The sequence below is a fragment of the Bradyrhizobium sp. Pha-3 genome, assembly GCF_042258615.1.
Classification (GTDB): Bacteria; Pseudomonadota; Alphaproteobacteria; order Rhizobiales; family Xanthobacteraceae; genus Bradyrhizobium.
Genome location: NZ_CP170152.1, coordinates 6,142,536 through 6,161,277, shown reverse-complemented (window position 1 = coordinate 6,161,277; position 18,742 = coordinate 6,142,536). Strand labels below are relative to the sequence as shown.

Sequence of the window (18,742 nt, the reverse complement as noted above, 5' to 3'; positions counted from 1 at the left end):
CGATGGGACGCATCATCTGTTGCGGGCTTGGCCCTGGCGATCCGGACCTGATGAGCGTGCGCGCCGACCGGACGGTGCGTGCCGCCAAGCACGTCGCCTATTTTCGCAAGAAGGGCCAGCCCGGACAGGCGCGGCGCATTGTGGACGGATTGCTCGCCGCTGACGTCAGCGAGTATCCGATGGAATATCCGGTCACCACGGAGATCGCTTTCGACAGTCCGGACTATGCGCGGCTGCTCGCGGGCTTCTATGACGAATGGACCGAGCGCCTGGCGCGGCTTGCGCGCGTGATCGACGTTGTCGTTCTCTGCGAGGGCGATCCCTATTTCTACGGCTCGTTCATGCACCTGCATGCGCGCCTGCAGGGTCGGGTCGAGATCGAGGTGATTGCCGGCATTCCCGGCATGGTCGGTTGCTGGAATGCGGTCGGCCAGCCGATCGCGCTCGCTGACGATGTGACCACGGTTCTGATGGGCACGCTGCCGGAGGCCGAGCTCGCGCAGCGGATGCGCAGTTCCGACGCGCTGGTCGTCATGAAGACCGGCCGCAATCTGAGCAAGATCCGTCGCGCGCTTGCGTCCGCCGGCCGTCTCGACGATGCGTGGCTGGTCGAACGCGGCACCATGCCCGATCAGCGGGTCGCGCGGCTCGCGGATCTCGGCGAGGCCGACGGTCCGTATTTCGCGATCGTGCTGGTGCACGGGCAGGGACGGCGCAGGGGGGCGGCGCAATGACCGGCACGCTGACCATCGCGGGCCTGGGGCCGGGCGACGAGGCGCTGATCACGCCGGAGGTCTCCGCTGCGCTCGCGATGGCGACCGACATCGTCGGCTATGCGCCTTATGTCACGCGCGTGCCGCCGCGCGCCGGCCTCACGCTGCATCCCTCGGACAATCGCGTGGAATTGCAGCGCGCCGGCGAAGCGTTGCGGCTCGCGTCGGAGGGGCGGCATGTCGTGGTGGTGTCCTCAGGCGATCCGGGTGTGTTTGCGATGGCCTCGGCCGTGTTTGAAGCGCTCGAGGACGCACCGCAATGGCACGACCTGCCGATTCGCGTTCTGCCTGGCGTGACGGCGATGCTGGCAGCGGCGGCGAGTGCCGGCGCGCCGCTCGGTCATGATTTTTGCGCGATCAACCTCTCCGACAATCTCAAGCCATGGCCGCTGATCGAGAAGCGGCTGCGGCTCGCGGCCGAAGCCGATTTCGCGATCGCGATGTACAATCCGCGCTCGGCAAGCCGGCCGGAAGGCTTTGCGCGGACGCTTGAGATCTTGAAAGAGGCGGGCTGTGGCGCGCGCATCGTGGTGTTCGCACGCGCCGTCAGCACGCCCGAGCAGCGGATCGAGACGGTCGAACTGCGCGACGCGAAGCCCGAGATGGCCGACATGCGGACGCTCGTGATCGTTTGCAATTCGGCGACGCGGCGGGTTGGCCGCTGGGTCTATGCGCCGAGGCAGGTCCGATGACCGAGCCATTCCATCACCTCGCTCACGCTTTCCACCCGCGGCCGCTCGGGCAGCAGCGGCCGCGTGATCATGATGACGGGAAGGCCAAGCGTGCGGGCGGCGTCGATCTTGGCGCGCGCGCCAGCTCCGCCGGAATTGCGGGCGACGATCCACGCGATCGCGCGCGCGCGCATCATCTCGAGCTCGCCCTCGCGCGTGAATGGGCCGCGCGAGACGATGACGTCGGCATCGGGCAATGGCAGCGTCTCGTCGGGCGGGTCGACGAAACGCAACGTATAGGCATGCTGCGGCCGGGCGCCGAAGGGCGCGATGTGCTGGCGGCCGATGGCAAGGAACACGTTGGCGCGGCTATCCGGCAGGGCCGAGACCGCCGATACGATATCCGCAACCTCGATCCAGCGATCGCCGGAGGTCTTGTTCCAGGGCGCGCGTTCGAGCGCGAGCAGCGGCGTTGCGGTTTGCGCACAGGCGGCGATCGCGTTGCGGCTCATCTCGGCCGCGAAGGGATGCGTCGCGTCGATCACATGCGTGATGCCTTCGCGACGGAGATAGTCGGCAAGACCGTCGACGCCGCCGAAGCCGCCGATCCGGGTCGGCAGAGGTTGTTCGGCGGGAGCGGCGGTGCGCCCGCCATAGGAATAGACCGCGTCGATTCCCGCGCGCGCGATTGTCGCGGCAAGCGAATTGGCGTCGGCCGTTCCGCCCAGGATCAGGGCGCGCATCATGGATAATCCCTGGTTGACCATCATCGGCATCGGCGAAGATGGCCTTGCCGGCCTCTCAGACGCAAGCCGAAAGGCGCTTGGTGAAGCCGAAACGGTGTTCGGCGGTGAACGGCATCTCGCGCTGGCCGGAATCACCGACCGCGGCCGCGTCTGGCCGGTGCCGTTCGATGCGGAGATCGTGCTTGAATGCCGGGGGCGACCGACTGTTGTGCTCGCCTCGGGCGATCCGTTCTGGCATGGCGTCGGCGGAAGCCTTGTCGGGAAATTGCAGCCCGGCGAATGGGTCGCGCATTCCGCGCCGTCGACGTTCTCGCTGGCGGCGGCACGTTTGGGCTGGCGTCTCGAGAATGTCGTCTGTCTCGGTCTTCATGCCGCACCGTTCGAGCGGTTGTTGCCGCATCTTGCGCGTGGCGCGCGGATCGTCTGCCTGGTGCGCGACGGCAGAGCGGCTTCCGATCTCGCGCGCTGGCTCACGGAGCGTGGCTGGGGGTCCTCGGCGGTGTGGACGCTTTCGGCACTTGGCGGACCGCGAGAATCGATCGCGCAGCATTGCGCCGACAGCTATGCGGGCGATTCAAGCGACAGCCTGGTCGCTGTTGCACTGGAGGCGAGGGGAGCGCAGGGGATCGCGCGCAGCTCGGGTCTCCCCGACGCACTCTTCGTGCATGACGGGCAACTGACGAAACGGCCGGTCCGCGCGCTTGCGCTGTCGGCGCTTTCGCCGCGCCCTGGCGAGCGGCTGTGGGACATCGGCGCCGGCTCCGGCTCGATCTCGATCGAATGGGCGCTCTGCGGCGGGACGGCGATCGCCGTCGAGGCCCGCAGCGAACGCGCCGCCAACATCCGCAGCAATGCTGCAAGCTTTGGCCTGACGCATCGGATAGCCATTGTTGAGGGAGAGGCCCCCGGCATTCTGTCAGACCTCGAAGCGCCTGATGCCGTGTTCATCGGTGGCGGCCTCGATGCTGATATGTTCGATGCGATCTGGTCGCGCATCGCGCCGGGAGCGCGGCTGGTCGCGCATGCTGTGACCTTGGAAACCGAGGCGCTGCTCTCCGATCTGCACCGGCGCTATGGCGGCGAATTGATGCGCCTGGAGATCGCTCAGGCCGAGCCGTTGGGCCGGTATCGCTCCTGGAAAGCCGCGCGCCCGATCGTGCAATGGAGCGCGGTCCGATGAAGGTCGCGGGCTTGGGATTCAGGCGTAATGCCAGTGTCGCGTCGTTGCGCGAAGCACTCGACACAGCCGGCGGGCCCAACGGCCTTGCGGCGGTTGCGACGGTGAGTGACAAGGCCGATGCTGTGGCATTGCAAGCGTTGGCACAGGAACTCGGATTGCCGATCCGGAGCATTCCCGCCGAAATGTTGGCTGAGATGCAAACCGCGACACAATCCGGGTTCATCAAGGCCAGGTTTGGGACGGGTTCGGTCGCCGAAGCAGCCGCGGTCGCAGCCGCTGGACGCGGTGCGCGCCTGATTTCCGCGAGGGCCGTGTCGCAGGATCGGATGGCCACTGCGGCGATCGCGGAAGGAGACGGTGAATGACGGTGCATTTCATCGGTGCTGGCCCAGGCGCCGCCGATCTCCTGACCTTGCGGGGGCGCGATCTCATCGCCTCTTGCCCGGTCTGTCTCTATGCCGGATCGCTGGTGCCCGCAGGGGTTCTGGCGCATTGCCCGAAGGATGCGCGCATCGTCAACACGGCGCCGCTCTCGCTTGACGAGATCGTCGCCGAGATCGCTGCGGCGCATGCCGAGGGCAAGGACGTCGCGCGGCTGCATTCGGGCGATCTCTCGATCTGGTCGGCAATGGGCGAACAGCTGCGCCGGTTGCGCGCGTTGCAAATTCCCTATTCGGTCACGCCCGGCGTGCCGGCTTTCTCTGCGGCTGCGGCTGCACTGGAGGCCGAGCTCACGCTGCCCGGCCTCGCGCAATCGGTGGTGCTGACGCGCACGCCGGGCCGGGCGAGCGCGATGCCTGACGGCGAGACGCTCGCAGCGTTTGCCGCGACCGGCGCGGTGCTTGCCATCCATCTGTCGATCCATCTGCTGGACAAGGTCGTCGCCGAGCTGACGCCGCACTATGGCGCAGACTGTCCGGTGGCGATCGTCTGGCGCGCGAGTTGGCCGGAGCAGCGCATCGTGCGTGCCACGCTTGCGACCCTCGATGCCGCGGTTGGCCCCGAGCTGGAACGCACCGCGCTCATCCTGGTCGGCAAGACGCTCGGCGCGGGCGAATTCGCCGAGAGCCGTCTCTATGCGGCCGACTATGATCGCCGCTACCGGCCGGTCGGACCGGAGCCGCGCTTTCCGGACTCATCGCGATGACCGCGGGGCTCGTGATCTCGGCACCGGCATCCGGCGTCGGCAAGACGACGCTGACCCTGGCGCTGGCGCGCGCCTATCGCAATCGCGGGCTGAAGGTACAGTGCCTCAAGAGCGGGCCTGACTACATCGATCCCGCCTTTCACGCGGTCGCGACGGGCCGCGCGTCCGTCAACATCGATAGCTGGGCGATGGCGGGCGAAGCGATCGCGTATCTGGCAGGCCGTGGTGCGGACGCCGATCTGGTGCTGGCCGAAGGCTCGATGGGTCTGTTTGACGGCGTCGCGACACGCGGCGTCTCGGGTACCGGCGCCACCGCCGATATTGCCGAGATGACGGGATGGCCGGTGCTGCTGGTGATCGACCCCTCCGGCCAGGCACAGACGGCGGCGGCGGTTGCGGCGGGATTGCGCGATTTTCGCGCCGGCGTGCGACTTGCGGGGGTCGTGCTCAACCGCGTCGCCAGTGCGCGGCACGAAGCGCTGGTGCGCAGTGCCATGGCGGCTGCGCGCATTCCGGTGCTGGGTGCGCTGCCGCGACACGCCGAGATCGCCTTGCCGAAGCGTCATCTCGGCCTGGTGCAGGCCGAGGAGCAGGCCGAGATCGACGGTCTGATCAGTGAGGCCGCACGCTTCGTCGTCGAGCATGTCGATCTCGACGCCGTGTTGCAATCGGCGCGCGCCTGGTCGCCGCAATCGGCCGTGCGCAGTCTCGACATCACGCCGCCTGGCCAGCGGATAGCGCTCGCGCGCGACGCCGCATTCTCCTTCGTCTATCCGCATATGCTGGAAGCCTGGCGCGCGGCCGGCGCCGAGATCGTGACGTTCTCGCCGCTCGCCGACCAAGGTCCCGACGCGAACGCCGATGTGTGCTGGCTGCCCGGCGGCTATCCCGAGCTGCATGCCGCCCGGCTCGCTTCCAACAAGGGATTTCTTGGGCAGTTGCGCGCCTTTGCAGAGACGAGGCCGGTGCATGGCGAGTGCGGGGGCTACATGGTGCTGGGCGCCGCGCTGACCGATGCCGAAGGCGTGCGCCACTCGATGGCGGGCTTGCTCGGCCTTGAGACCAGCTATGCCAAGCGCCGCATGCATCTGGGCTACCGGCTCGCCGAGCTTGCCGCTGCGATGCCCGGGCACGGTCCCGGCGCGCGCCTGCGCGGCCACGAGTTTCACTACTCGACGATCATCGCGCAGCCGGACACGCCGCTTGCGGTGGTGCGTGATGCGACCGGCGCGATTGTTGCAGAGACGGGGTCACGGCGGGGCAACGCAACGGGTACATTCTTCCATCTGATTGCGGAGGACCGGTGAGCGGATTCGTTTCCTTCGTCTCGGCAGGTCCTGGCGACCCCGAACTCCTGACCATGAAGGGAGCCGCGCGGCTGCGCGAGGCCGACGTGGTGCTCTATGATGATCTCGCCTCGGGCGCGATCCTCGATCTCGCGCGCACAGGCGCCAATCTCGTCGCAGTCGGCAAGCGCGCCGGCCGCCTCTCGGCGAAGCAGCATCATGTCAGCCGGCTGCTGGTCGACTACGCGGCGGCCGGCGTGCGCGTGGTGCGGCTGAAATCCGGTGACGCCGGCATCTTTGGACGGCTCGAGGAGGAGATCGAGGCGTTGCGCGCGGCCGGCATCGGCTACGAGATCATTCCCGGCGTGACCTCGGCCTCGGTTGCCGCGGCGCAAGCCGGCATTCCGCTGACGCGGCGGCTGACCTCGCGCCGGGTCCAGTTCGTGACCGGCGCCGATGTCACGGGCGAGTTGCCCGCGGATTTGAATTGGGCGGCGCTGGCCGATCCCGAAGCGACCACCGTCGTCTATATGGGCCGGCGCACCTTTCCGGCCTTGTCCGCAAGGCTGATCGCGCACGGCCTCGCCCCCGGGACGCTTGCGCTGTTGGCAGAGTCGCTCGGCCATGCCGACGAGCGAATTGTCCGCACCACGATCGCAGAGCTCGCCGAGCGGCTCACGCATGGGGGCGCTGCCACAGCGGCTGCCGTCATCCTGTTCGGTGCGCTGGCACCGGAGCAAGGTTGATACGGCCATGTTGACGCTGTCCCTGATCGGTATCGGTTGCGGCGATCCGCAGCAGCTCACGCTTGCTGCGATCGCCGCCATCAATGCCGCCGACCTGATCCTGATCCCGCGCAAGGGTGCTACGAAGTCCGACCTCGCCGATTTGCGCCGAACGATCTGCGCAGAGGTGTTGAACAACGACCGCACGCGCATTGCCGAGTTCGACCTGCCGGTGCGTGACGCCGGTGAGGAGGACTATCGCAAGGGCGTCGACGATTGGCACGATGCGGTCGCCGCGGCCTGGTCACGGGAAATCGCGGGCCATCTCGGCGGCGAGGGGCGCGTGGCGCTGCTGATCTGGGGCGATCCCTCGCTTTACGATTCGAGCCTGCGGATTGCGCAACGGCTCGATCCGCGGCCCTCGATCCAGGTGATCCCGGGCATCACGTCGATCCAGGCGCTGTGCGCGGCGCATGCGCTGCCGCTCAACGAGATCGGCGAGCCGTTCCTGGTCACGACAGGCCGGCGGTTGCGCGAGGCCGGCTGGCCCTCCGGCGTCGACACCATCGTCGTGATGCTCGACGGCGGCGCAGCCTTCCAGACGCTGGATCCGGAGGGCTTAAAGATCTGGTGGGGCGCCTATCTCGGCATGCCCGATCAGATCCTCATGGCGGGAGAGTTGGCCGAGGCGGGCCCTCGCATCGTCGCTGCGCGGCGTGATGCGCGTGAGCGGCACGGCTGGATCATGGACAGCTACGTCCTCAAGCGGCGATCGTGATCGAGGGATTGCGTCGGCATTCCACGGAGCAGGGCGGCTATCCGGTCTTCAGCCCGCGAATCGAGGGTTGTATCGTCAGGCGGTAGGCCACGAGCTTGTCGCCATCGAACTGTTCGAGGGTTGTCTCGCAGACCGGGCAGCGATACTCGCCCTTGCTCCCTGATCCGGATGACAGCTCAAGGCGCCGGAATCCAGCCCCGCAGCGCGGACACGTGACGTCGTCCTTCTTCATCAACTCACCCCAGAACAACACCGGCGGTATCTTGTAACCCGGACCGCACGGCAGAACTATGGTCATGGCCGGGAGAGCGACCGATCATTCCTGCATGGCAACGCCGATGCGATCGAGATCGAACATCCGGACCGCCAAACCGATCCCGCCCAGGAACGGACCGGCAACTGCAACGCATTCCGCAAACTCGGCAACAGCTTATGGCGTAACGTCGAAGCACGGTCTGACCCTTGCCCGCAGCGCAACAATGGGCTGCAATGTCGCGACGCCCGCAGTCCCTCCGATCCCCGATCAACGCGCGATCGCCGGCGAACGCGAGGTTCGCCGGCGATCCTTCGCCATCAGCGGACGCCACCTATTGCCGCGTCAGGCGAACCACGTCCTGCCTCAGCAAGTAGAGCGACACGGCGAGCAGAACGACGTCCTTCATCAGAAAGGGCACGTTGCCGGTCATTGCAGGGAAGCCTCCGGCGCCAACGTCCCAACCATCAGGCATGAACGGGATGATGGTGACGGTCGCGATGAAGGTGCCGGTCGAGCCGAGGGCGCCGAGAACGCCGAGGCGCTTGTCCCAGAAACCCGCCAGCAGAAGCGAGCCGAACGTCCACTCCGAGGCGCCGAGGAAATAGCTGGCGCCGGCATGGCCGAAGGCTGGATAGAGCCACCAGATCAGCGGCCCGTTGCTGATGAACGGGACCAGCCGTTCGAATTCGTACGGAAACCATTTCTGGTACCCGAAGAACAGGAACATGATCACCATCGCGGTGCGGACGACGTGATAGTCGAGATCTTCAGTGAGCAGGCCCGACCTGTTCAGTGCGCGGACAAGTGGACTTTGCGTGGTGTTGGAAAGTGCGGTCATGGTCGTGATCCCTTGTGTGACATCGCGCGGTCGCTTCATGCGACCGCGGGGAAGTCGATGTCGGTGTCGTTGATGCGGTTGAAGACGTTGGTGAAGACGATGGTCGCAAACGCCAGGCTGATCTCGACCAGCTGCGCGTCGCTGTAGCCGGCGGCCTTGATCGCGGCGAAGTCCTCGGCGCTGACGGTGCCGCTCGACTGTGCGAGCTTGCGGACGAAGCCGATCAGCACGTCGGACTTGGCATCACCGGTCGGCGCGCCGTCGCGGATCTGCTTCAGTGCGTCTGCCTTCACACCGGCGAGCTTGGCGAGATGAGAATGCGCGGCGACACAGTAGTCGCAGCCGCCGGCGGCGCTGACCACCAGCTTGATGATCTCCCGATCCCGCTTGGAAAGGCTGCCGCTGGCAAGCACCGCATCGGCGGCGAGCATCGACTTGAGCGCAGCCGGGCCGTGGGCGGCGATTGCCGCGTAGGCGTTCGGGACGCTGCCGGCCGCCTTCTTGATCTGGGCGTAGATCTGGCCCGACGGGCCGGTATCGGTTTCGAGATTGGGGACTGAGAGACGGGACATGGTGGCACTCCTTGTTGGGGTTGGTGAACGATTGCGGAGTGACAATAGGATTGAGATGTGAGACACTGAATGCCTATTAAGCTAAGATATATGCTCGATCGTCTCAATCCGGTCGTTTTGGGGGACTGCCATGGATTGGCTCAGCCGGCTGTTCGATATGATGCCGGTGCGCGGGCGGCTCGACCTGCGTTGCAGCTACAGCGTGCCCTGGCGCATCGACCAGGGGCCGGGCGCGACCAACGAGATCCCCTATCATGCGGTGCTCGCCGGCTCGGCGATCCTGGACGATCCCGCAGGCGGTCGGCCGTTGCTGCTGAAGACCGGCGACATTCTCCTGCTGCCCGGCAACCCGCGACACGTGATGCATGACGGCAGCGGGACGCCGCCGCTGCCGGCGCGCAACCGGGCGGCACAGAATTTCACGATCAGCGAGAACCTGGGTTCGGACGAGCGGCTTGATTTGCTGTGCGGACACTTCGCGATTGCACCTCCGCACGACCGTCTGTTGCGCAACTATCTTCCGCCGCGTCTCGTCGTGCATGCCGGCCCGCGGACGGGAAAGGGAACGGCCGCACGGCTCGCCGGGCTCGTGTCCCTGATGCGCAGCGAAACGGCCGACGATCATCTCGGCGGCCGCGCCATGCTGGACGCGCTCTCCACGGCGATGTTTGCGCTGGTGCTGCGGCTTGCGAGCGAGACCGATGACAGGTCGCACGGCCTGCTTGCACTGGTCGGCGATCCCCGTCTTGCGCCGGCGGTGGCGGCCATGTTCAACCAGCCTGCGCGCGCATGGTCGCTGCCGGAGCTTGCGCGTCTCTGCAACATGTCGCGCGCCACGCTTGCACGGCAGTTCCAGGACAAGCTTGGGCGTTCGGCCAGCGATCTGCAAACCGATATCAGGATGACGCTTGCGGCGAACGAGTTGAGGAGATCATCGCTTTCGACCGGCGCCGTTGCGGAGATGGTCGGCTACCAGTCCGAGGCCGCATTTCAGCGTGCCTTCAAGAGCCATATGGGCGTGACGCCGGCGCAGTGGCGAAAGGCGCAGCATTCTGGAGAGGATGTGTTGGCCGGACCCGCCACACCGGCAGATCCGAATGGGAGTTCGCCGGCTGCGCATGAATAACCTGCGAGAGGCGAACGGCCGATGGTCGATTGCCAGCGGCCGCTCCGCGCGCTGTCATGCCTTCACGGCAGCCGCCTGCTGCAGAACTGCGATCATGTCTTCCGGCTCGGGGCGGCGGGTATAGTCGGGGTTGACCTCCGAGTACAGGATCATGCCGTCCTGTCCGATGACGTAGCGGGCCGGCATCGGCAACGTCCAGCTCGGATCGTCGTTGAAGGTCGGCAGGTCGTTCTTCAGCTGCTTGTAGAGCGCGACCAGATAGTCGGGCAGATGGAAGCGCAGTCCGAAGGCGTCGCCGATCTGACCCTTCACGTCGGACAGGATCGGGAAGGAGAGCTTGTTCTGACGCACCGACTTCCGGCTGTTCGGCGCGGTCTGCGGCGAGATCGCGACCAGCGAAGCGCCGTATTTGTCGAATTCCGGCCTGGCGGCTTCCAACGCCTGCAGCTCCATGTTGCAATACGGGCACCAGACGCCGCGGTAGAAGCTGAGCACCAACGGGCCGCGCTTCAACAGGTCGGCCGAGTTGACGATATTGCCGTCGGGATCCCGGAGCGAGAAGGCAGGGGCGACATCGCCCGCCTTCCTGGCGCGCTGGGCGGCACCGGATGCGATCAGCTCCGCGGTGGCGCGGTGCATGATCTCGATGACGGCTGGCGGAACGTTGTAGGGCGGCTTTCCGGCTTCGAAATCGGCCTTGAAAGCGTCGAGCTTGGCTTGCAGCGACATGGCGGTTCTCCTTGGCTTCTGCGTGGTGGACGGCAGCGCCGTCCGTTTGTTGAAATCACACGGAGGAAGCTAAAGGAGATGGCCGCGCACGGTAGCGCTGCCGTTGGACTAGCGCTTATTCCCGGCCGGAATAGGCGCGAACCGCTTCAACCGGCGGATGACGCGTCATCCATTGAAGCTGCGCTCGAAGAAGCTCACGAATGCGCGCGCTTTGGCGGTCGCGGCGCGCCCGGTCGGAAGCACAGCCCAGAGATCGAGCGCGGGGAGGCCCCATTCCGGCAGGACCGCACGCACTGCGCCCGATTTGAGTTCGGGGGTGAACATCCATTCCGAGGCGATTGCGAGCCCCGCATCGGCGAGCACCGCAGCCCGGACGCCTTCGGCCGCGGTCACCCGCAACCGGCTCCGCACCGTGACGGCGAGTTCGGTGCTCTCGCGCTGAAACGACCACACGCTGCCCTCGCGGAGATAAACGACGGCCTGGTGCCGGCTCAGTTCGCTCGGCGTGGCCGGCGTGCCGGCGCGGTCGAAATAGGCCGGCGTACCCAGCACGAGGCGCCTACATCTCGCCACGCGGCGTGCGGTCAGCGTCGAGTCCGTCATCTTGCCCATGCGCAGGGCAGCGTCGATGCCTTCCTGCACGAGATCGATCTGGCGGTCGTCGAGCACGACCTCGAGCTCCAGTTCCGGATGCTGCGCGAGAAACTTCGGCAGCATCGGAATGAGATGGATCCGGGCGAAGGTGACGGCGGCGCAGATCCGCAATCGTCCCTTGAGGCCGGCGCCGGCGCCGCGCGCTGCGGTCTCGGCCTCGGCCGCCTCTTCAAGCGCGCGCCTGGCGCGCTCGAGATAGCCGAGCCCCGCTTCGGTCGGGGTGAGCCCATGGGTCGAGCGCGTGAGCAGCTTGACCCCGAGAAATTCTTCGAGCTGCGCGACCGATTTCGAGACTGCCGGCTGGCCGACCCGGAGCTGTCGCGCCGCTCCGGAGAACGAGCCGGTCTCGACCACCCGCACGAACGTCTCCATCGCCGCCAGACGATCCATGGCTATTCTCCACAGGAATGAGCGATCATGCCCATCCTGTCACGGTCCGAGGCGATTAGCCATTTCCGGACGCGCGCCGGCAGCGGAGCTGGCAGGCTACGACTTGCGATGCCTGGCGTTGACCGCGATCGCGGCGGCGGCGGTGCGGTTCTCGACGCCCAGCTTGGCGTAGATCTGCTCGAGATGCTTGTCGACGGTGCGTGGGCTGAGGCCCAGGATCTGCGCGATATCGCGGTTGGTCTTGCCCTTGGAGAGCCAGGACAGCACCTCGCCCTCGCGGGTGGTCAGGCCGAGCTCGCTGGAGAACTCGGCCGGCATGTCGCCGCTGGTGTCCTTGGCCAGCCGCAGCAGGAATTCGTTGGGCCCGAGCTTGCCCATGAATTGCAGGCGAAGCTGCTCGTTGCCGGGGAATGACGCCACCGTCGCGGTCCTTGGCCCGGCTTTGCTTTTCTGCGCCTGCTCGAGCCATTGCGGCATCGGCTCCGGCAGCACGAAATTGTCGGCGGCGTCGGCGAGCGTATCCGACAGCAGTCGCTGCGCCTGCGGCGTCGCCCACAGCAGCGCGCCTGAGCTGCTGACCGCGAGCAGATAGCGGCCGGAGACGTCGAGTGCGGCGCGGGCGCTCTGGGTCATCCGCGCATTGGCGAGATGGACCCGGATGCGCGCCAGCATTTCCTCGACCACGATCGGCTTGGTGACATAGTCGACGCCGCCGGCCTCCAGCCCACGCACGATGTGCTCGGTTTCGGCCAGCCCCGTCATGAAGATGATCGGCACGCCGTCGAGCCCGGCGTCGCGCTTCAGCCGCCTGCAGGTCTCGAAGCCGTCCATGCCGGGCATCACGGCGTCAAGCAGCACGATGTCGGGTGTGATCTGGTCGACGATGCGCATCGCGGAGGCGCCGTCGAGCGCGACCATCACGGTCATGCCGGCGCCGTCGAGCGCGTCGGTCAGCAGGCGCAACGTCTCAGGCGAGTCGTCGACGACAAGGGCAACGTCGCGCTTTCGCTGTTCAATGGTCATAGCTGTGCAATGTTTTCAACGTCGCCATATATTGATCAAGATCGAACCGGTCGATCAGCGTGCGCATCTGGCCGACGAAATCGGCATGTTCAGGACATTCGTTGCCGATCTCGTCGAGCTTGAGCTGGATCGCCCTGATATAGCCGAGTTGGCCGAGGCTGATCAGCTCTTCGACATATTTCACCGGTGGGCGCGAGCCCGTGTCGGGCTTCCATTGCGGGGATGGAATCTGCTCGGCCTCGTACTGCCACTCGATCTTGAGCAGCTGGCGGATGCTCTCGAGCAGCCGCGGGATGTCGATCGGCTTCATCAAATAGCCGTCGTGGAACGGTTGCGCCAGCGGCGCGCCATGGGCTTCCAATGCGCTCGCGGATATCATCAGGATGCGTGCCTGGTGATGGCCTTCGGAACGCAAGGTCTCGGCGACCGTCCAGCCGTCCATGCCTGCCATCGAGATATCGAGCAGGAACATGTCCGGCCGGCAATGCTGCGCGAGCGCGAGACAGCCCGCTCCATCCGGTGCGCTGAGCAGGATGAAGCCGAGCGGCGCCAAGATCTCGCGCAGGAGGTCGCGGTGGGTCGGGTCATCGTCGGTGATCAGGATCGTCTTGCGCGGGCCGTGATAGCCGTACACGGGAGCGTCGACCGGCGCATCGCGGCGTGGATTGGTGACTTCGGAGAGCAGCAGCTTGACGCGGAAGGTGCTGCCGGTGCCGACCGTGCTCAAGACCTTGATGTCGCCGCCCATCACACCCGCGAGCAGGCGGCTGATGGTGAGGCCGAGCCCGGTGCCGGTCTGCGGCTGGGTGACGCCGAGCGCGCCGCGCTCGAACGGCGCGAAGATCCGTTCGAGATCGTCGGGCTGGATGCCCGGCCCGGTATCGATCACCTCGAACTCGGCGACCGGGCTGCGATAATGCACCACGAATTGCACCTTGCCGGATTGCGTGAACTTGATCGCGTTCGAAAGCAGGTTGATCAGGATCTGCCGCAGCCGCTTCTCGTCGGCATAGACCACGACCGGAAGTACGGTCGGCCGCCTGAACACGAAGTCGATGCCCTTGGCCGCAGCCTGCAGGCGGAACATGCCGACCAGCTGTTCGAGGAAATCGCTCAGCCGCACCTCGTCGCGCGATAAATAGAGGCGGCCGGCCTCGATCTTGGAGATATCAAGGATGCCGTCGATCAGACCAGACAGATGATCGGCGCTGCGGCGGACCACGCGCACTTGCCCGCGTGGCCGCACCGGGAGGCTGTCGTCCTGCTCCAGCAGCTGCGCGTAGCCGGAGATCGCATTCAGCGGCGAGCGGAGCTCGTGGCTGAGGCCGACGACGTATCGGCTCTTGGCGAGATTGGCGGCCTCCGCCACTTCCTTGGCCCGCTGCAATTCGGCGTCGGTGCGCTTGTGGGCGTCGATCTCCTGGATCAGCAGCGTGGTCTGCCGGCGTGTTTCGTCTTCGGCGGCGCGCCGGCTCTGTTGCGCCAGCACAAACAACCAGGCGACGACGCCGATGATCAGGGTCAGCGCAAAGAACACTTTCCAGAGCACGTCGGCCAATAGTTCGTTGGCATGCACGGCCGCGGTGGTCTGCAGGTAGATCAGCCCGAGCACCAGCGCCACGAGACCGGCCGAGACCGCGAACACGCCGAGGTAATGTCCGAGTTGCGAGTTGATGCGGGCGTAGATCGGCTGCGGCATCACCTTGCCAAGGGCGTCCGAGACCTGCGCGCCAATCCGCCCATGCGGCTTGCAGAGGTCGTGGCAGCGTGCGTCGAGCGAGCAGCACAATGAGCAGATCGGGCCGGCATAGGCCGGGCAGGCGGCCATGTCCTCTGGCTCGAACGCATGCTCGCAGATACAGCACTGGATCGATTCGATGTTCTGCCAGCTCCGCTTCGGCTTGCGGGCGATGTAGTACTTGCCGCCGGTCGCCCAGGCAATGAGGGGAGCCGTGATGAAGGCGACCGCAAGCGCGACAAAGGCGGACAGCGCCTTCGCGGTCGGGCCGAACAGGCCGTAGAATGCGCTGATCGAGACCACGGTCGCGATCGTCATAGCGCCGACACCGACCGGATTGATGTCGCAGAGATGGGCGCGCTTGAACTCGATATGCTGCGGCCGCAAGCCGAGCGGCTTGTTGATGACGAGATCGGCCACCAGCGCGCCGACCCAGGCGATCGCGACATTGGAGTAGAGCGCCAGCGTCTGCTCCAGCGCCTTGTAGACGCCGATCTCCATCAGCAGCAGGGCGACGACGACATTGAACACCAGCCACACCACGCGGCCGGGATGCGAATGGGTGAGGCGGGAGAAGAAGTTCGACCAGGCGATCGAGCCGGCATAGGCGTTGGTGACGTTGATCTTGACCTGCGACAGGATCACGAACGTCCCGGTCAGCGCCATCGCGAGATCCGGCTGCGACAGCACGTAGCGGAAGGCTTCGAGATACATGTTCGCGGGCTCGGCCGCGTGCTCGGCCGAGACGCCGTGGCTGAGCGCGAAGAAGGCGAGGAACGAGCCGGCGAGCAGCTTGAGCGCGCCGAGCACGATCCAGCCGGGACCGGCACTCAGCAGCGCGATCCACCAGGCCTTCCGCGAGGTGCGGCGGTCGCGCGGCAGGAAGCGCAGGAAGTCGACCTGCTCGCCGATCTGCGCCACCAGCGCGAAGACGACCGAGGCGGCCGTGCCGAACAGCAGGAGATCGAGGTTGCTCGCGGGGTCGCCGTGCTCGCCGGCGAACTTGCGCCACTCGGTGAACGAATGCGGATTGGCCCAGGCGATCGCCGCGAACGGCATGATGTGGAGGATCACCCACAGCGGCTGGGTCCAGAGCTGAAAGCGGCTGATCAGCGTGATGCCGTAGACGACCAGCGGAATGATCACGACCGCGCTGATCAGGTAGCCGATCGGCCGCGGGATCCCGAAGCACATGTCCAGCGCGCTGGCCAGGATCACGGCCTCGATCGCGAAGAAGATGAAGGTGAAGGAGGCGTAGATCAGCGAGGTGATGGTCGAGCCGATATAGCCGAAGCCGGCGCCGCGGGTCAGCAGGTCGATATCGATGCCGCTTTTCGCGGCATGGTAGGCGATCGGCAGCCCGCAGAGGAAGATGATGACGCTGACGACCAGGATCGCGGCGGAGGCGTTCATCGCGCCGTAGTTCAGCGTGATGGTGCCGCCGATCGCCTCCAGCGCGAGGAAGGAGATCGCGCCGAGGGCAGTGTTGGCGACGCGGGCGGCGGACCAGCGCCGCGCGCTCTTGGCGGTGAAGCGCAGCGCGTAGTCTTCCAGCGTCTGGTTGGCGACCCATTGATTGTATTGGCGCCTGACGCGGTCTATCCGCTGTCGCCCTGCCACTCGTTTGAACTCCTGGTCCACGATGCGCTGATCGCGGGCAAATCCCGTACCAAAAACCTACGTCGCTATTTTGCGGTGCAGTATACGCGATCTCACGTATCAGTGCGCTGCACAAAAGTGAGCAATCCTCGCCTGATCAATAAGCGTTCTCGAACCAATGGGGTGCTCATGTCAGACGAAACCAAACCAGGCCTGAAGTCTCCGCTCCGGCGCAAGCTCTTGATGGGAATGGCTGCTTTGCCGGCCGTTTCGATGCTGGGCCGTCCTGCATTCGCCGACGTTCCTGCAACCTCTGCGGTCAACACCACGGGTCTTGCAGTCACCGATAGCGAAGTCACGGTCGGTATCCTGCATTCGGTGACCGGAACCATGGCGATCTCCGAGACCGGATCGGTCGAGGCCGAGAAGCTCGCGATCGAACAGATCAACGCCGCCGGCGGCGTGCTCGGCCGCAAGATCAAGTTCATCCAGGAAGACGGTGCGAGCGACTGGCCGACCTTCGCGGAGAAGGCCAAGAAGCTCCTGGTCAACGACAAATGCGCCGCCGTGATGGGCTGCTGGACCTCGGCCTCGCGCAAGGCGGTGCTGCCGGTGTTCGAGCAGTACAACGGCATGCTCTACTACCCGACCTTCTATGAGGGCCTCGAGCAGTCCAAGAACGTCATCTACACCGGCCAGGAAGCGACGCAGCAGATCATCGCGGGCCTCGACTGGGTCAACAAGACCAAGGGCGCCAAGAGCTTCTATCTGCTCGGCTCGGACTACATCTGGCCGCGCACCTCGAACAAGATCGCGCGCAAGCACATCGAGAACCATTTGCAGGGTTGCAAGGTGGTCGGTGAGGAGTACTTCCCGCTCGGCTCGACCCAGTTCAATTCGGTCATCAACAAGATCAAGCTGACCAAGCCGGACGTGATCTATGCGATCATCGTCGGCGGTTCGAACGTCGCGTTCTACAAGCAGCTCAAGGCGGCCGGCATCGACCTGTCGAAGCAGACGCTGCTGACGATCTCGGTCACCGAGGACGAGATCGACGGCATCGGCGGTGAGAACATCGCCGGCGCCTATGCCTGCATGAAGTACTTCCAGTCGCTCGACAATCCGAACAACAAGGCCTTCGTGCCGGCGTTCAAGAAGATGTGGGGCGAGAAGACCGTAATCGGCGACGTGACGCAGGCTGCCTATCTCGGCCCGTGGCTGTGGAAGTTGACGGTGGAGAAGGCGGGCTCCTTCGACATCGACAAGATCGCCGCGGCATCTCCAGGCGTCGAGTTCAAGGGCGCGCCGGAAGGCTATGTCCGGATCCACGAGAACCATCACCTCTGGTCGAAGACCCGCGTCGGACGCGCCAAGGCGGACGGTCAGTATGAGCTGATCTACGAGACCGCCGACCTCGTCGAGCCGGATCCGTTCCCGAAGGGCTACCAGTGAGTTCTGGCGCGTAAAGCGCAACCTCACTTCAACGCATCGTGGCGTGGACGTCATCGTCCTCGCCACGGAACGAGCGCCGCTTGACCGGCGGCGCGCGCCCCTTGGAATGACGGAGGACCAGATGTTCGGCGACTATTCGATCAGCGATCTCGGCGCCATCCTCGCGATGCAGGGATTTGCCGGGCTCATTCTGTTCTCCGTCTATGTGCTGATGGCGCTCGGGCTTGCCATCATCTTCGGCCAGATGGGCGTCATCAACATGGCCCACGGCGAGTTCATGATCCTGGGCGCCTACGTCACCTGGATGACGTCGAACGCCGTGCAACACGTCGCGCCCTGGCTGTTCCCCGGTTACTTCTTCATCGCGATGATCCTGGCATTCATCGCCTCCGGTGCGCTCGGCATGCTGGTCGAATGGGCGCTGATACGCCATCTCTACAAGCGCCCGCTCGACACGCTGCTGGCGACCTGGGGCCTCAGCCTGATCCTGCAGCAGGCCTATCGCTCGATCTTCGGCGCGCGCGAGGTCGGCGTCGAGCTGCCGGAATGGATGATGGGCTCCTGGCAGGCGACCGACTCGATCCAGATCCCGATCAACGGCATGTTCGTGATGGCGTTGACCATGCTGATCACGATCGCGGTCGCCTATGTGCTGTTCTGGTCGAGCTGGGGCAAGCAGGTGCGCGCCGTCGTGCAGAACCGCGTGATGGCGGGCGCCGTCGGCATCAACACCGAGAGGGTCGATCGTTACACCTTTGGCCTCGGTTGCGGCATCGCCGGCATCGCGGGCTCGGCCTTCACCATGATCGGCTCGACCGGGCCGACTGCCGGCCAGCTCTACATCGTCGACACCTTCCTGGTCGTCGTGTTCGGCGGCGCAGCCTCGCTGTTCGGCACCATCGCCTCCGCCTTCTCGATCTCGCAGACCCAGTCGACGCTGGAGTTCTTCCTGTCGGGATCGATGGCCAAGGTGATCACGCTGCTCACGATCGTCGCGATCCTGATGGTGCGTCCGCAGGGGCTCTTCGCGCTCAAGGTCCGCAAATAAGAACAAGCAGG

General features: G+C 65.7%; 19 protein-coding genes. 11 read left to right on the top strand and 8 right to left on the bottom strand.

Going from position 1 to position 18,742, the window contains the following annotated elements:
* Nucleotides 1-2 precede the first annotated feature (2 nt).
* Together ACE10Z_RS29255 and cobJ are read left to right on the top strand one after the other, a co-directional pair.
* Complete coding sequence (locus ACE10Z_RS29255; protein ID WP_375783857.1) at nt 3-734, top strand: precorrin-2 C(20)-methyltransferase; 732 nt, start codon at nt 3-5, stop codon at nt 732-734.
* Nucleotides 731-1,465, top strand: a complete 735-nt coding sequence (cobJ, locus tag ACE10Z_RS29250) for a precorrin-3B C(17)-methyltransferase (protein ID WP_375783856.1) — start codon at nt 731-733, stop codon at nt 1,463-1,465. Before ACE10Z_RS29255 ends, cobJ begins: the two co-directional genes overlap by 4 nt.
* Here the strand turns inward: cobJ and ACE10Z_RS29245 are convergent.
* Complete coding sequence (locus ACE10Z_RS29245; protein ID WP_375783855.1) at nt 1,441-2,190, bottom strand: cobalt-precorrin-6A reductase; 750 nt, start codon at nt 2,188-2,190, stop codon at nt 1,441-1,443. The genes cobJ and ACE10Z_RS29245 overlap by 25 nt on opposite strands.
* Here ACE10Z_RS29245 and cbiE point away from each other — a divergent pair.
* The 6 genes from cbiE to cobF are packed head-to-tail and all read left to right on the top strand — an operon-like array spanning nt 2,189 to nt 7,306.
* Entirely contained in the window at nt 2,189-3,370 is a 1,182-nt protein-coding gene (cbiE, locus tag ACE10Z_RS29240; protein WP_375783854.1) for a precorrin-6y C5,15-methyltransferase (decarboxylating) subunit CbiE, read from the top strand. The genes ACE10Z_RS29245 and cbiE overlap by 2 nt on opposite strands.
* Nucleotides 3,367-3,735, top strand: a complete 369-nt coding sequence (locus ACE10Z_RS29235; RefSeq protein ID WP_375783853.1) for a cobalamin biosynthesis protein — start codon at nt 3,367-3,369, stop codon at nt 3,733-3,735. The genes cbiE and ACE10Z_RS29235 overlap by 4 nt, the downstream gene beginning before the upstream one ends.
* Nucleotides 3,732-4,517: a precorrin-4 C(11)-methyltransferase gene (gene cobM / locus ACE10Z_RS29230; RefSeq protein WP_375783852.1), complete on the top strand. Its 786-nt coding sequence runs from the start codon at nt 3,732-3,734 to the stop codon at nt 4,515-4,517. Before ACE10Z_RS29235 ends, cobM begins: the two co-directional genes overlap by 4 nt.
* Complete coding sequence (locus tag ACE10Z_RS29225; RefSeq protein ID WP_375783851.1) at nt 4,514-5,824, top strand: cobyrinate a,c-diamide synthase; 1,311 nt, start codon at nt 4,514-4,516, stop codon at nt 5,822-5,824. The genes cobM and ACE10Z_RS29225 overlap by 4 nt, the downstream gene beginning before the upstream one ends.
* Complete coding sequence (gene cobA, locus ACE10Z_RS29220) at nt 5,821-6,549, top strand: uroporphyrinogen-III C-methyltransferase (protein ID WP_375783850.1); 729 nt, start codon at nt 5,821-5,823, stop codon at nt 6,547-6,549. Before ACE10Z_RS29225 ends, cobA begins: the two co-directional genes overlap by 4 nt.
* Nucleotides 6,550-6,556: 7 nt before the next feature.
* On the top strand, nt 6,557-7,306 hold the full coding sequence (gene cobF / locus ACE10Z_RS29215; protein WP_375783849.1) for a precorrin-6A synthase (deacetylating): 750 nt from the start codon (nt 6,557-6,559) through the stop codon (nt 7,304-7,306).
* Nucleotides 7,307-7,343: 37 nt separating this feature from the next.
* Here the strand turns inward: cobF and ACE10Z_RS29210 are convergent, their stop codons facing one another.
* The 3 genes from ACE10Z_RS29210 to ACE10Z_RS29200 all read right to left on the bottom strand — a co-directional run bounded on the left by ACE10Z_RS29210 (nt 7,344) and on the right by ACE10Z_RS29200 (nt 8,972).
* Complete coding sequence (locus tag ACE10Z_RS29210) at nt 7,344-7,538, bottom strand: hypothetical protein (protein ID WP_223968606.1); 195 nt, start codon at nt 7,536-7,538, stop codon at nt 7,344-7,346.
* Between the two features lie 355 nt (nt 7,539-7,893).
* Nucleotides 7,894-8,400, bottom strand: coding sequence for a YkgB family protein (locus tag ACE10Z_RS29205; protein ID WP_375783848.1), 507 nt, complete (start codon nt 8,398-8,400; stop codon nt 7,894-7,896).
* 35 nt (nt 8,401-8,435) lie between these two features.
* Nucleotides 8,436-8,972, bottom strand: a complete 537-nt coding sequence (locus tag ACE10Z_RS29200) for a carboxymuconolactone decarboxylase family protein (RefSeq protein WP_223968610.1) — start codon at nt 8,970-8,972, stop codon at nt 8,436-8,438.
* A gap of 130 nt (nt 8,973-9,102) precedes the next feature.
* On the opposite strand from ACE10Z_RS29200, the gene ACE10Z_RS29195 reads away from it, so the two are divergent.
* The gene (locus ACE10Z_RS29195; RefSeq protein ID WP_375783847.1) at nt 9,103-10,098 is read left to right on the top strand and encodes an AraC family transcriptional regulator; all 996 of its coding nucleotides are present in this window, start codon (nt 9,103-9,105) and stop codon (nt 10,096-10,098) included.
* A 54-nt stretch (nt 10,099-10,152) separates the two neighbouring features.
* Here ACE10Z_RS29195 and ACE10Z_RS29190 read toward each other — a convergent pair whose 3' ends face one another.
* From ACE10Z_RS29190 to ACE10Z_RS29175, 4 genes are all read right to left on the bottom strand, one after another.
* Complete coding sequence (locus tag ACE10Z_RS29190) at nt 10,153-10,827, bottom strand: peroxiredoxin-like family protein (RefSeq protein WP_375783846.1); 675 nt, start codon at nt 10,825-10,827, stop codon at nt 10,153-10,155.
* A gap of 165 nt (nt 10,828-10,992) precedes the next feature.
* Nucleotides 10,993-11,871, bottom strand: a complete 879-nt coding sequence (locus ACE10Z_RS29185) for a LysR family transcriptional regulator (protein ID WP_375783845.1) — start codon at nt 11,869-11,871, stop codon at nt 10,993-10,995.
* Nucleotides 11,872-11,967: 96 nt separating this feature from the next.
* Nucleotides 11,968-12,894 (bottom strand): response regulator, encoded by a 927-nt coding sequence (locus ACE10Z_RS29180; protein ID WP_375783844.1) that lies wholly within the window; start codon nt 12,892-12,894, stop codon nt 11,968-11,970.
* A complete protein-coding gene (locus tag ACE10Z_RS29175; RefSeq protein ID WP_375783843.1) occupies nt 12,884-16,252 on the bottom strand; it encodes an ATP-binding protein in 3,369 nt (1,122 codons plus the stop codon). The genes ACE10Z_RS29180 and ACE10Z_RS29175 overlap by 11 nt, the downstream gene beginning before the upstream one ends.
* 168 nt (nt 16,253-16,420) lie before the next feature.
* Here ACE10Z_RS29175 and urtA point away from each other — a divergent pair, with 168 nt between their 5' ends.
* Complete coding sequence (gene urtA, locus ACE10Z_RS29170; protein WP_050400067.1) at nt 16,421-17,683, top strand: urea ABC transporter substrate-binding protein; 1,263 nt, start codon at nt 16,421-16,423, stop codon at nt 17,681-17,683.
* A 121-nt stretch (nt 17,684-17,804) separates the two neighbouring features.
* On the top strand, nt 17,805-18,731 hold the full coding sequence (gene urtB, locus ACE10Z_RS29165) for an urea ABC transporter permease subunit UrtB (protein ID WP_375789947.1): 927 nt from the start codon (nt 17,805-17,807) through the stop codon (nt 18,729-18,731).
* Nucleotides 18,732-18,742 lie beyond the last annotated feature (11 nt).